Origin of the sequence: Nonomuraea longicatena, assembly GCF_039525605.1 — a bacterium.
GTDB classification, from domain to species: domain Bacteria; phylum Actinomycetota; class Actinomycetes; order Streptosporangiales; family Streptosporangiaceae; genus Nonomuraea; species Nonomuraea longicatena.
Genome location: NZ_BAAAHQ010000004.1, coordinates 389,462 through 402,994, shown reverse-complemented (window position 1 = coordinate 402,994; position 13,533 = coordinate 389,462). Strand labels below are relative to the sequence as shown.

The 13,533-nt window shown below is 68.2% G+C and carries 9 protein-coding genes, 1 tRNA gene and 2 pseudogenes; 2 read left to right on the top strand and 10 right to left on the bottom strand.

Translation table 11 applies throughout. From position 1 onward, the window contains the following. From ABD120_RS07130 to ABD120_RS07105, 7 genes and pseudogenes are all read right to left on the bottom strand, one after another. Positions 1 to 4,895 (bottom strand): SpvB/TcaC N-terminal domain-containing protein (locus tag ABD120_RS07130; protein ID WP_343948910.1); only part of this gene is annotated, 4,895 nt, incomplete at its 3' end. A gap of 605 nt (positions 4,896 to 5,500) precedes the next feature. Then, a complete protein-coding gene (locus tag ABD120_RS07125; protein ID WP_343948894.1) occupies positions 5,501 to 5,851 on the bottom strand; it encodes a hypothetical protein in 351 nt (116 codons plus the stop codon). Between the two features lie 12 nt (positions 5,852 to 5,863). Further along, a pseudogene (locus ABD120_RS39735) lies at positions 5,864 to 6,004 on the bottom strand (SMI1/KNR4 family protein); the annotation flags it as partial. Positions 6,005 to 6,162: 158 nt separating this feature from the next. Further along, positions 6,163 to 6,711: a hypothetical protein gene (locus ABD120_RS07120; protein WP_343948893.1), complete on the bottom strand. Its 549-nt coding sequence runs from the start codon at positions 6,709 to 6,711 to the stop codon at positions 6,163 to 6,165. A 739-nt stretch (positions 6,712 to 7,450) separates the two neighbouring features. Then, positions 7,451 to 8,548 carry an IS630 family transposase gene (locus tag ABD120_RS07115; RefSeq protein ID WP_343948892.1) on the bottom strand — a complete coding sequence of 366 codons (1,098 nt, stop codon included), beginning with the start codon at positions 8,546 to 8,548 and terminating at the stop codon, positions 7,451 to 7,453. Positions 8,549 to 8,634: 86 nt separating this feature from the next. Beyond that, positions 8,635 to 8,895: a hypothetical protein gene (locus ABD120_RS07110; protein WP_343948911.1), complete on the bottom strand. Its 261-nt coding sequence runs from the start codon at positions 8,893 to 8,895 to the stop codon at positions 8,635 to 8,637. A gap of 37 nt (positions 8,896 to 8,932) precedes the next feature. Further along, positions 8,933 to 9,034: pseudogene (locus ABD120_RS07105) on the bottom strand (transposase); the annotation flags it as partial. On the opposite strand from ABD120_RS07105, the gene ABD120_RS39730 reads away from it, so the two are divergent. After that, positions 9,035 to 9,274, top strand: a complete 240-nt coding sequence (locus tag ABD120_RS39730) for a tyrosine-type recombinase/integrase (protein WP_425563942.1) — start codon at positions 9,035 to 9,037, stop codon at positions 9,272 to 9,274. It begins immediately after the preceding pseudogene. A gap of 70 nt (positions 9,275 to 9,344) precedes the next feature. Here the strand turns inward: ABD120_RS39730 and ABD120_RS07100 are convergent. Next, positions 9,345 to 9,418, bottom strand: a tRNA-Thr gene (locus ABD120_RS07100). Positions 9,419 to 9,474: 56 nt separating this feature from the next. Continuing rightward, positions 9,475 to 10,848 carry an alpha/beta hydrolase gene (locus ABD120_RS07095; RefSeq protein ID WP_343948909.1) on the bottom strand — a complete coding sequence of 458 codons (1,374 nt, stop codon included), beginning with the start codon at positions 10,846 to 10,848 and terminating at the stop codon, positions 9,475 to 9,477. Positions 10,849 to 11,300: 452 nt separating this feature from the next. Here ABD120_RS07095 and ABD120_RS07090 point away from each other — a divergent pair, with 452 nt between their 5' ends. Continuing rightward, positions 11,301 to 12,122: a PSP1 domain-containing protein gene (locus ABD120_RS07090; RefSeq protein ID WP_425563934.1), complete on the top strand. Its 822-nt coding sequence runs from the start codon at positions 11,301 to 11,303 to the stop codon at positions 12,120 to 12,122. A gap of 128 nt (positions 12,123 to 12,250) precedes the next feature. Here ABD120_RS07090 and pip read toward each other — a convergent pair whose 3' ends face one another. After that, positions 12,251 to 13,183: a prolyl aminopeptidase gene (pip, locus tag ABD120_RS07085; RefSeq protein ID WP_343948891.1), complete on the bottom strand. Its 933-nt coding sequence runs from the start codon at positions 13,181 to 13,183 to the stop codon at positions 12,251 to 12,253. Between the last annotated feature and the right edge of the window lie 350 nt (positions 13,184 to 13,533).

Below are 13,533 nucleotides of genomic sequence, written 5' to 3'. Positions count from 1 at the left end.
TGCCACACTGAGAACTTCCTCACTGTGTGTCCCATTTGAGCCTGACACAGAGGGCCGGGGCGGACGATGGAGGTGACCGCGTTCGGGCGGACCGCGTTCGGGCCCGCCGCCGGGTACACGTAGGTGGCCGACTGCCCGGCGTCGGTCAGCGTGGTGATGTTGCCGACCTGGTCGTAGGCGTAGGACTGGTCGTAGGGGTCGGCACCGAGGGCGTCGCCCGCGCCGTTACACGCTCCGGCGGTGGTGGTGTAGGCGGTCTTGAGGCGGCGCAGCCCGTCGTAGGTGAAGCACTCGGACTGCGGCGCGGTGGGAACCGAGTCCAGAACGCGGGTGATGTTCCCGGCGGTGTTGTAGCTGTAACGATCGTCCTGGACGGTCTCCGGCACCGCCGTGTCCGCCTTGGCCTGGGTGTGGACCCGCGACAGCCAGTCGGTGACGGTGTCCCGTTCGAGCAGCCGCTTGAGCTTGCCGCCGGTCCCGTGCGAGCGGGAGGCGAGCTTGCCCGTCAAGGTGAAGGCGGTGTCGTGGACGTACACCCCGGCAGGGGAGCTGAGGTTCTTGGCGAAGCCCAGGTCGGTGTAGCCGTAGGTGAGCTTCTCCGCGGGCAGCCCGCCCGCCGCGGGGAGGTTCTGCTCGCGGACGTTGCCCGCCGCGTCGAACACCGACGTGACCGGATACGTCCCGGCCAGCGCACCCTCACCTGCGGGGACAGTGACCGTGGCGCCGGTCGGCCGGTAGTCGGCGTCGTAGGAGGTGACAGCCTGCGTGTACGGTCGCCCGCCCGTGTAGCGGACGGCGCTCGAGAACAGGCCCTTGGCGACGGTGTCGTAGGTCCATTCGGCGAGCTTGGTCCCGGTGCCCGCCTCGCCCGCCCACTGGCCGGTACGCCGTCCGAGATCGTCGTAGGTGTAGGAGATCTTCTGGCCCTTGCCGTCCACACTCCAGGCCGGTCGGTCGGCGAGATCGTAGCCGTAGCGGGAGGATCCGGCGTCGGGGTCGGTGGCGGCGGTGCGGCGATCGAGCCAGTCGAAGGTGTAGGTGCGGACGTTGCCCTTGGCGTCCGTCATCCTGGTCAGGTTGCCGGCCAGGTCGTAGCCGTAGCCGGTGTCGTGGTGGACGGTGGCGTCGGCCCACTCCTCGACCTTGACGACCTGACCGTGCGCGTCGGTGACGGTGGCGGTCTTGCCGCCGAACGGCGGGGTGACCTCGGTGCGGTCCAGGCCGGGGTAGGAGGTGGTGGTGCGGCGCAGCTCCGTCCCCAGGTTGTGGGCGATGGAGGCGACCGGACGTTCCTGGTCGTCGTAAACCGTTCTCGTCCACTGCGGGACGCCGGTCGGGGCGGCGTTGACCAGGCCGCCGCCGGGTTCGCCCACGCTGTGCGCCGGTTCGGTGACCGTGGCCACCAGGCCGCGTTCGTCATAAGTGGTCGCGGTGACGATCCGGCCGCCGGCCGGTGACGCGGTCTGCGCCTCACGAGGCCGGCCGAGACCGTCCTCGTAGCCGACGGCGGTGGTGAAGACGGTGCCGGTCAGCAGGTGCCTGGTCGTGGTCTTGATCGGGCGGGTCGGCTGGCCGAGCATCCCGTCGAACGGGATGTCGTAGGCGACGGTGGCGCTGGGGGTGCCCGCGCTGCGGGGCTGTCCGGGCTTCCACAACGCGGTGGTACGGCCCAGCGCGTCGTAGTCGGCCTCGGTGGTCCTGCCGTTGGCGTCGGTGACCGAGACCGGCTCGCCCAGCACGTGCGACAGGCGGGTGGTGACCGCGTGGCCGAGCGGGTCGGTCGTGGTGACGCCGCCGGTCGGCCAGCCGACCGGCGGGCTGTAGGCGGTGGTGGTCGTCTTGCCCAGCGGATCGGTCGAGGTGAGCGCCCGGCCGTACTCGTCGAACGTGGCCTTCTCGGTGGAGACCGTCGCCGCGTCGGCGTGCGAGCGGACCTCGGTCGGGTTGCCGTCGCTCGGCTTGTTCGCGGCCGGATCGGCGCCCGCGTCGTACAGCGTGACGCTCCTGCCGATCAGCGTCCCGGCCGCGCAGTCGTCGCCCGCGCGCTCCTCCACGATCGAGGGGAAGTCGACCAGGTGCTGGCCGGGGTCGGTGTTGCGCGCATAGCTGGTGGCGGTGCAGGTGTTGTCGTCGGCGACGCCGTCCTGGCCGTGGTCGTTGACCCGGACCGGCAGGCCGTCGGCGTTGTAGGCGATCCGCTCGTCGGTGTAGCGCCAGGTGCCGCCGGTCACCGCCTCCCGCGACCGCTCCCGGGTGCGTAACACCAGCGCCGGATCCATCGTCCCCGGCCCGTTGCCGGTGGACTGCACCGTGTACTCGTACCGCGTCGAGGACACCTCGCCGTAGGCGCGCGGGCTCAGCGCGGTCATCTTCCACGCCTGCTCCTGCAGCACGTTCCCCTGCAGAATGGGGACGTCGACGACGGTGCCGCCCTCGAAGGAGGCGACCGTCTCACCGGTCCCGCGCAGGAACGTGCGGGAGGTGACCGTGTACTTCGACGGGTCGGTGCCCGCGCCCTCGACGGTGCGCACCTGGCCGTAGCCGCGCCAGTCGGAGGCGGGCGGCGCCTGGTTCGGCTCGGCGAACTGGATCGGGTTCGTCCAGCGCGGGCTGCCCAGGAACTCGTAGGCGGAGACCAGGTCGGGCGAGCCGCCGACCATGTCGCGCTCGACCACCTTGACGGCGAGCTGCTTGTAGTAGCGGGTCCATGACACGTAACCGGTACCCGGGTCGCTGCCCTGGTCGATCTCGTAGCAGTCGCCCACCTTGTCGGCCAGGTAGTTGGAGCCGTCCCGGCCCCGGCCGCCGCCGCACGGATCGGCCTGCCCGTAGGTGACCTCGGTACGGCCGCCCATGCCGTTGCCGATCGCGGCGATGCGCGGCACCATCCGCCACGACACCTGGCCCGCCCAGTCCGACATGTTGTCGTGGTCCATCTTCCCGGCCAGCATCACCGCGTCGAAGTCCAGCGGCGGCAGCGTCACCGGCGTCCCACCGGCCAGACCGGTCTGCTGTACGGTGTCCAGCCACATCACCGGGTCGTCCGGCGGGCCGGAGTCGGTGCGCTGGTGGATCCACGAATGCCGCAGGTCGAGCCGGTCCACCGGATCCCAGCCGCCCGCCGGATTGACCGCCTGCGTCACCATCGAGGTGATTCTGCGCGTGGAGTAGAACGCGACCGCGCTGTTCGTGCAGCCCACGGCCTGCGTGCAGTGCAGGTCGGTCGGCACGTCGCCGCCGTCGCGCGTCCCGGTGCCGAACACCGTACGCGCGGTCGGCACACTCCCCGCGACCTGCGAGTTGTGCCCCCACTGCACCGACTCCAGGAAACCGCCCCGATCGTAGGGCAGCACCTTGAACGTCTCGTGGACGCACGACGGCAGGCAGAAGTAGTTGTTCTCCCGCTGGTAGGTGTAGTCGATCACGTTCTCGTTGCGGTCGGACTCCTGGTCCAGGTTCCACCGCCACACCCCCGTGCAGGTGGGCGGGATCATGTCGTTGAGGTAGCGGTCGTAGCAGGGTTCGCCCGGCTCGTTGCCGACGTACGGCACCTGCCACTGCGCGTCCCGGTTCGAGCCGAACCGCCAGACCTGCCCCCGCTGGTCGGTGATCCTCCAGTACGGGTGCCCGTCCGCGCCGCCGGCCTGCTGCTCGATCCGCCAGCCGAAGTCCGGGACGGTCTTCCACCCGCCCGACGTGCGGTCCTTGACGATCTGCGCCGACCGGCCGCCCGCCGACAGCACCAGCTCCGACTGCGCCCGGTCACTGGTGGAGGCGTCGCCGTCGGTCTCGTCCGGCGACTCCCAGCACAACGCCCGGCCCGAGATGCCGCGCTCGTCGGCCGTCCAGACCAGCGCCGCCGTGTTCGGGTCGTAGAAGTTGTCCACGGCGCAGCGGCGGTAACGGCGCTCGATGAAGCCCGCGCTCAGGTCCCAGCCCACGCCGATCACGCCGGACTGGTTGTTGGTCCACCGCCCTTGCCCGTCCACCGAGGAGGCGTCGTACTGCAGCGACAGGTCCGGGCCGCCGCCGGCCGCCGACGGTGCCTCCGGCAACGGCAGGTTGTAGTCGAACCCGCCGCCCGACGTCCCCGCCTGCCAGGTGCCCGACGGCTTCAGGTCGGTGGCGCCGAAGTTCCCGCTCGGCCCGGTCAGCCCGGCGGCCAGCACATACACCGAACCCGCCGCCGACTGCTCCGCCCGCGCGGCCTCCGCCCCCTTGGCCGCGTTCTCCTTACGGTCCTTGCGGTCCTTGTTCTCCTGGCCGGACTGCGACTTGACACCCTGCTTCTCCTGCGGCGCCCCGGCCGCGCCCTGGGCAGCGCCGGCCGTCTCCACCTCGGCGACCAGTCGCCCCGCCACCAGATCGTTGGACGCCTTGACCACCTCTGGCTCGATCACACACGTCCGAGGGCGGGGCACCTCGATCGCACACGCGGGCACCCGCAGCAACCGCAGACGGCCCGCGAAGTCACCGCCGAAAGCATCACGGAAGCCCGCATAGGAGAACTCCGCCCGCACCCTCGCCGGTGCCGTACCCCCGTCGGAACGCGTCACCCGCGCGGCCACGCCGACACCGCCCAACGCCTTCACCGTCTGTGCCGGCAAGGTCTCCACCCACACCTTGCCCACCCCGGCGCCCTCGACCCGGCTCACCTTGACAGGCAGACCGTCGGCCGCGGCAGGTTTGCCCGAGGCCGGCAGGTCCACCTCGACGCGGCCCGTCTTCGGCCACACCGGCTGCCGCCTGACCGGCTTCGGTGCCGTCTCCTCCGCGCCCTTGACCGTCTTCTTCACCGGGACCGGCCTGGACTCCACCGACCGCTCAGGGGCCGTCGCCGCCGCAGCACGGGCTGTCAGACCCTCCGGCACATCCGCCATGGACAGGATCAACACCGCGACCAAGCCCGCCATCAAAGACGCCAACCACACCCGAACCCGCATACCGAACCCCTTCAAGGCACGCTGACGCAGACCCCGGACTTGGAGGGGCCGAAGCGTGTTAAGCGGACATAAAGACGATCAACCCGGAATCTGATCGACGATCGAAGATCGGTCAAGAACGGGGAGGGTCACTTACCTGATACAGGCAGTCAAGAACGCCTACTGACTCGCGGCATGATTCCCGGTCAACAGATCATTGGAGGTAGCGGGACACCCCGGATGACCTCAATATGTGATTTGGATCACATCGACATGCCCGCGCAGGCACCGGAACCCGCTCCGCGCCAACCGAGAACGCCACACCCAGACCACTGACGGCAGTTGATGCGTGCCAAGCAGAGACGGGGACGACTCGTTCAGCAACGCGGCGAGACGTCCTCTACATCTGCGCCGGTGCCGTCAGGTTGTGTTGACGTTGCGGGACAAGCTGGATGGGCACATGACCTGGCCAAACACCTGCGAGAACCAACCCAGCCCCGGCGCCGAACGCACACCGAGAACCTCGCCGTTCCGGCCGTTGAGACTGGTCTGGCCGCATTCAGAAAGCGGCGAGGTCGCTAGCTTGGGAAAGCCGCCTTGCCGAAGCGGGATCTCATGAACTCCCAGAACGATCGGTAGCGGTGGGCGCCGGGGTAATCGATGCTGAAATCCCATGTCTCCCACTCGCCATCGAGGGTGACGACGTGAGGGTTGAGCATGAGGGTCTGGCCCTCGACATACCTGCCGACGCGGAGGGTGTCGGGTATGTACTCGTCCCGCGCGTGAATGCAGTCCTGCTCGGGACCGTAGACGAAGTACTGCTCGTCTGGGACGGTCGGGTGGACTCCGTCCGGCGCCCAACTCTCGCAGAGTTCCGGATCGAGGTCCCGAGTCCAGCCAAGCTGACACGAGTGCAGCAGCAGGATCATGGCGGTCCCCTTCCACCCGTTGGCCACCGCGAGAAACTCCCGATAGCTCGGCGGCAGACGCCGTCCGAGCCGCCCCTCAAGGCGCGCGATCTCCGCCTCGGTCGCTCCCAACGGCACCGCAGGCGCACGAAGAGACTGATGTCGGGCTGACATGACCTTCAGGAACTCAACCCACGGGTAGCGAGGACTGCAGGTCCGGCTCATGCCGGAGACATTAACGATCACTCCCGACAACGCCGTTATCAGAGCCGTATCGGGGCAGATGGCCCCGATACGGTCTCAGACGGCGCGCCTGAAGGGTGGGGCGGGGTTCAGCCGACGGTGAGGCTGCCGTCGTAGCCGATGCTCTTGGCACCGCCGAACAGCGCGCCGGCGGTGCACTTGAGGCCGCCCCTGAGCAGGTCGGCGCTGAGGTGGGAGGTGTACTTCGCGCCATCGAGCGGGCCGCCGATGACCTGGCCCGAGATGGTCACCTCGCTGGCGAAGTTGCTCTCGAAGGTCAGGTCGAGTCGGCTGCGGGCTCGGCTGCCGTCGCTCAGGCTCCACTCGATGACGCCCGTTCCGTGGCCGGTGCCGCCGCCGCCGAGTTCGCAGGTGAGCCAGACGCCGCTGAAGTTGGCGGTGAGTTTTGCCGCCTCGATGCCCAGGTCGGTGGAGTCCCGACAGGAGCCGTTGGCACCGCGGATCTCGATGTCCTGCTTGAGGGGGACGACCTGGACGCCTGGCTTGAAGTACATGGTGCCTGAGGTGTCGCAGGTGATGGTCCCAGCGGCGTGGGCGGTGGGGGCCGCGAGGGTGAGGCCGGCGATTGCCGCGAGGGCGGTCAGCGGGGCGGCCAGGCGGGCGCGAAGGTGGTGCATGGAACTCCTTGAGCGGGTTGGTCGGGCGCCAGCCGGGTCGTGATGCCCTGATGACCCCCGAGGTTGTCCCTCCCACCTTGATCGTCACACACAGTAACGTCAAGAGAGCGCCTAGTAACTTTACGTGATGGATTCGTTGTCGCCGTCAGGCCGGACATCGGAAGGCCCAACAGAACTGCCCGCACAAGCGAAGACAGATCACTCAATCAGGCCCGGTGCTCGGATCCGTGTCACCAGGGGCAAGGTGGAGCGCTATCGCAGGTCACAGGGGGTGACTGTCGCGGTGCCCAACCTGCGGATCTGTAGGTCTTGTCAGCCATGAACCCGACGGTACGGAGAATCCGGCCCTCTGAAGGTCACAAACACGTACCTCCCCGCCCTCGACGGCGCCGCGCAGCGGATGCGTGGCTGAGAAGCATGCGCTACCACCGGTTTGTTCAGCGTCGCCGCACCCACAGGGGCTCAGGCACCGCCGTGACTGGGGCTGAGCCGGGAACCGCGTGTGGAGCGTGGCTTGGTGGGGCGACAGTTGGGGGGGCTGGCCGGGCGACGACCCGGACTTCGCCACGCCACCCGTGTACATCACGCGCGCGGCCTCTGAGACGGCGATGTCGTGGGCTGTCGGGAGCCGATCCCGCGCCGAGTGTGCAATGCCGGTTCGGCGGCGACCCGGACGGCGAGGCCAGATTCCAGGCGGCCAGCAGTCGGCGCCGCAGGTGGTAGCGGCTCTAGTGGCCCGTCACGCAACCTTGGCCGGGTAACTGGTCCAGCTTCGGATCGGTGAGCTGGCGGCGAAGCTGATCTTCGGTCGTGCCCGGGCGTTGCGCCAGCGGACGTAGCCACCGATCGCCGCGTTCTGCTCGTCATGGGTGCGGTGATCGGTGCCGTTCAGGGCGTAGTAGCGCAACGCGGCGAACTCGGACTCGATCCAGTTCAGCCACGAGCCGTAGGTCGGTAGGAACACCAGCTCGACGTCGTTGTCGGCGGCCCAGGCCCGGACCCGGGGATGCTTGTGCGGCGAGTAGTTGTCCATGATCACGTACAGCCTCTGACCGGGCCACCGCGAACGCAGCGTCTTGAGGAAGGACAGAAACTCCCGCCACCGCTTGCGCCGGCGGATGCGGTAGTAGAGCCTGCCGGTGGCCAGATCCAGCGCGGCGATCATGTGCATGACGCCGAAGTAGCGGTTGTAGGTGGCCCGTAACCGGGCCGGGCTTCCGGCCGGCCGCCACCGCTTGCCCTTTCGGGGCAGCAGGTTCAACGGGCCGAACTCATCGACGCAGATCACTCTCCCGTCGGCGGGCCGCTGGTCGTACAACTCCAGCACCCGCCGCATCTTGTCGATGAAGTGCGGGTCGTCGGACGCCTTCCACGTGGTGGTGGTCTGCCAGCTCACACCGCCCTCGCGCAGGATGCGCCGTAGATGCTCGCGGCTGAGGGCGTCCACCACTCCGCGGGCGAGGAGGTGTTCGGCCAGGGTGCGCAGGCTCCAGGTGGAGTGTCCGGTGATGCCCCACTCGGCGGGGACCGTCCGGGCGATCAGGCAGATGTGCTCACGCACTCTCTCACTGATCGCTCGTGGACGGCCCCCGCTCCATTTTGGGTCCAGCGCGTCGAACCCCCGCTCGTTGAAGGCGTGGATGACGTCACGCACGTAATCCTCGCCGACCTGCATCAACGAGGTGATGTCCGGCACGCTCTGGCCTTGCCCCGACATCATCACCACGATTGCCCGGCGCAGTTTGACCGGGTCCTTCGCGGTCCGGGTGATGCGCTGGATCTTCCGGCCCTCCTCCATCGACAGGGGCCGGACGAACACATTCGGTGGACGAGCCACGACTACCTCCCAGCTTTCGGAGGCAGCCAGCCTGCCGGGTTCACTGGCTGAGATCAATTACCGGGTCAACGTTCCGGGACGGGCCACTAGTCGGAGATGTCGACGGCGTCCTTGCAGGTGACGTTGGCCGCCTGCTCGTCGGTCGCGCGGAACTCCTCACCGCTGTCGAAGGCCCCCGCCATCGGCACTCGGGCACGGTAGCGACCGTCCCAGCACGGCCGGTGCGCGTAGACGTGCTCACGTTTGGGCGGCTGGGTGAACTTCTCGCCGCCGACCTGTAGCCACGTGCCGGTGAACCGGCCTTCCTTGAAGTCGAGTTCGATGTTGGTGAGCTGGGTGGCGATCACGGATGCCGTTGGTGCAGTCCTGGGCGACGCGCACCCGTATGGCCATGTAGACGCACTTGAGCGCGGCCTGCTCGTTCGGAAAGTCGCCGCGGGCCTTGACCGCCCGACAGATGCGGGCGTTGACCGACTCGATGGCGCTATCGACCCGCGCGACGACTGGAAGGAACTGCTCAGCAAGCCGGAGGTGCGTGACGCGCGGGTGCACGACGCTCGACATACGGCGGGCACGTTGCTCATCGAGCAGAGAGTGCACGTCCGGACGGTGCCGGAGATATTGGGGCACTCGAATATCCGGCTGACGCAAGGCACACGCACGTCGCCTCGCCGATGGCCGAGGACGGCATGCAGCGGATGGGCCATACGCTCTGGGACGGAATGAGACCCAAAGTGAGACCCGGCAACGAATCAGGGCGTCCCCTCCGAGGAGGAAACGCCCTGGTCAAACTGCGAGCCGCCTTCGGGATTCGAACCCGAGACCCCTTCATTACGAGTGAAGTGCTCTGGCCGACTGAGCTAAGGCGGCGCTGTCCTACAGCGTGATGAAGTCTACAGGAGGTCGAGGGGTCTTCGCTCCGCCGATCAACACGTGCTTCCGTCGCTCGGGGCGGTCAGTGAGATCAGATACGTGTCCACGTACCTGTCCACGCAGGGTGACGTGCCGCCATAGGCGGTATGTCCGTCCGCGTCGTATGTGAGGAGGGTGCCGGATGCCAGCTGGTTCGCCAATGATCGGGCCCATGGATGGGGTGTCGCCGGGTCGCGGGTGGTTCCGATGACGAGGATGGGGGGCGCTCCTTGCCCGCGCAGTGGCCTGATCGGGCGTGGGGGTGCGGGCCAGTAGGCGCATGGGAGGGCGCTCCAGCTGATGTAGGGGCCGAACGGTGTGGTGGGCGGCGCGGCGTACGCGGAGGGGTCGCGAGGGTGGGGACCGTCCAGGCAGGTGGTGGCCATGGCGGCTTCGGTCTGGTTGGTGTAGGTGCCGTCGGAGGTGCGTCCGATGAGGCTTTCGGCGTTCTCCAGGAGGCGGGTGCCGTCGCCGGAGCGGGCGGCGCGCAGGGCTTGGGTCAGCGCGGGCCAGGAGGAACGGTCGTAAAGGGGGGTGAGTGCGCCGAGCGTGGCGAGGGCCTCGGTGACAGGGCGGCCGCCGTCGCTGGTCAAAGGCACCCGGTCCGTACGGCGAAGCAGCCCGGTAAGCGCCTCGACGCTGCCCACCGGGCACTCCCCCTGCGTCCGGCAGTCGGCCGCGTACGCACGGAACGCGCGCTCGAACCCTTCGGCCTGCTCGGCGTTGTGGCGGAGCCGGGACATCGACGGATCGACGCCACCGTCGAGCACCAGCGCCCGCACCTTGCCGGGGTACATGTCCGCATACAGCGCACCCAAGAAGGTTCCGTATGACTTGCCGAGATAGGTGAGCTTCGCATCGCCTAGGGCCTCGCGCAGGAGGTCGAGGTCGCGGGCACTGTCAATAGTGCTCATGTGGGGCAGCAACCGGGCAGAACGCTCCTGGCACGCGTCGGCGAACCCTCGTGCGGCCCGCTCATACGCCCGCCTCTCGGCGCCGGTGTCCGGAGTCGTGTCGATGGCGTGAAACGTGGTGAGTCGTTCATCGCTCAGACAGTCGATCGGGGCAGACTCTCCCACGCCTCTTGGATCAAATCCCACAATGTCGAACCGCCCGCGCACCGCAGCGCTGAAATGCGCGGGCGCCGAGCGCGCATACTCAACCCCGGACCCTCCAGGACCGCCCGGATTGATGACAAGCGATCCGATTCTCCGCCCAGTGGCAGGAAGCCGGACAAGACTGAGATAGAGCCGCTCGCCCCCCGGATCACCATGATCCAGCGGCACGGACAGCCGCCCGCACTCGAACCCGTCCCCGCAATCGTTCCACACGACCGCACGCCTCGGCCCGCTCTCCACCGGACGTTCGCCCGCCGCGCAACCACTCATCGCGACCATCGCCGCCACGATCCCGCGAACCCACACCGTTGCCCTCCGTCCCGCACAAACCCCACAACCATCACTCCCCTTCACGGCCCAGCCACCCCCACCCTCCTCCCACCGTCCCCGGCAAAGGGCCTCTCCGAGCACCACTCTTCCCACACCCGGCCCACCGCAACGCCGCCCCTTGACCCCGGGAAGGGCAACCCCGCAGCACACTTCGCCACGACCACCCACCACCGCTTGGCCGTACACAACCCGAACCACCCCAACCCGGCCCCAGCACCCACAAGGTGAAGGCGGCACGGCGGCTCTTCAGCGCCTCGGTGAAAGAGAAAAGCGGCCACCAGCCAATTGCCTCCCGTTCTGCCCTCACGCAATCCGGGGGTCCACACGTAATGTGGCTACGGTAGGCACCGCCGAGGCTGGTAGGAGGCGATCTCCACCCCATGGGGATGATCATGGCCGTGAGCTTCACACGCTACGGAAGGCTCTACTACCTCGACCCCGGCGGTCACGAGCCCAAAGTCGGCGACAAGGTACTCGTCCCCACCGATTCCGGCCCAGAAGTGGCCGAATGCATCTGGGCCCCCCAATACTCCAGCGAGGATATCGACGGACTCCCCGTCTGCGCCGGAATCGCCACCGAAGAGCACCTGGCCCGCGACGAGACGAACAAGCGTCAACGCGCCGAAGCCCGCAGCATCTGCAAACGCCTGATCAAACGCCACACCCTCCCCATGAAGATCGTCGGCGTCGACTACCTCGACAAGGACAACGTCTACACGGTCTACTTCTCCGCCCCCCACCGGGTGGACTTCCGTGCGCTCGTCCGCGACCTGGCCCGCAACCTCCGCGCCCGCGTCGAACTCCGCCAGATCGGCCCCCGCGACGAGGCCCGCCTCCAGGGCGGCATCGGCCCCTGCGGACGCGACCTGTGCTGCGCCACCTTCCTCAAGGACTTCGAGCCCGTCTCCGTACGCATGGCCAAAGACCAGGACCTACCGGTCAATCCCCTGCGCATCGCCGGAGCCTGCGGCCGCCTCATGTGCTGCCTGAAATACGAGCACCCGCTGTACGTCGAGACCCGCTACCGCATGCCGCGCACCGGCAGCCGGGTGGCCACCCCGCAGGGCGACGGAACCGTCGTCGGCCACAACGTCCCGTCGGACACCGTCCTCGTGCGACTGGACGACGGCGGTCGCCGCTGCGCCTGCCCCTCGGCGTCGGTCTGCTCCCCACGCCAGCAACACGACAAGATGTACGGCCCCGACACCCCATAACCCGCAGAGCCCGCATAACGCGCGAACACCTGAACCCGCCAGGAAGCGGCGCCGTGCCTGCGGTCAGGCTGTGGCGTCCTGCCTGTAGCCAAACTGTGGCGCGGGCATGGCGCCGCCTGGCACCGACCTCAGCGAAACCGGTTCGTCGCGGCGACCACGTGTGCCTGCATACCGCTCCCACCGTGCCCTTCGTCGACCACCACCAACTCGCTGCCCGGCCAGTTCCGGTGGAGTTCCCAGGCCGTCACCAGCGGTCCGCTCACGTCGAGCCGACCGTGCACCAGCACCCCGGGGATACCCTCCAGCAGCCCCACCCGCTCGACCAGGTCGTCCTCCTCACTCAGAAAGCAGTCATTGCCCCAGTAATGAGTCACCAGCCGCGCGAACGTCATCCTGAAGACAGGGTCCTGCATGCGCGAGCTGGGCCGAAACGCAGGATCCAGACTCACATGCGCCTCCTCCCACTCACACCAGGCGCGGGCCGCCTCGTCCCGCGTCCGAGGGTCGGCGAGGAGCTTGGCGTAGGCGGCGGCCAGGTTGCCATCACGATCCTGCACGGGTACGGCATCGCGGAAACGCTCCCATTCCTGCGGAAAGATCCGCCCCACGTCACGCGTGATCCATTCGAGCTCCTTGCGCCGACTGGCCGTGACCGCGAACAGAATCACCTCACTGACCCGATCACGATGCTGCTGCGCATAGGCCAGACTCAGGGTCGAACCCCACGAGACCCCGAGCAGTTGCCATGTGTCGATGTTCAGATGCTCACGCAGCAACTCCATGTCCGCGATGAGATGCCGGGTCGTGTTGACGGACAGGTCCGTCTCCAGCAGCCCGGCATCCGGAGTGCTGCGTCCGCACCCCCGCTGGTGGAACAGCACGATCCGGTACGCCTCAGGGTCGTGATACCGCCGCCAGTTCCCCGAGGCCCCACCCCCGGGCCCACCGTGCACGATCACCGCCGCCTTGCCCGCTGGATTGCCGCTCACCTCCCAGTAGACCTGGTTGCCGTCACCGACATCGAGCATGCCTTGGTCGTAAGGCTCAATCGGGGAGTACATATCGGCCAAGGTAGCCCGGTTGGCACGCTCATCGCCTCGCTCCCCAAGTACGCCGAGCGCCGACACGACCAGCGTTTCCGCACGCCGCTCACCCCGGCACCCGTACCGAACGCATCCACCACGAACGCGACCACCCGCAGACAAGGACGCGACAGCCGAACATGGAGCGACCGGCACCTACGCGCCACGGGCGTGGTCGCCACCGCAGACAACGACCTTGACGGTCACTCCGGCCGCCTTCCGGAACCGACGCCATAGATTCACAGGCCCGCCCGCATCTACGTGGGTGAGCCCCGAGGAGAACCTTTGCGTACTGGCGCCCTGACGTATCCAACTCTGTCGTATTTGTG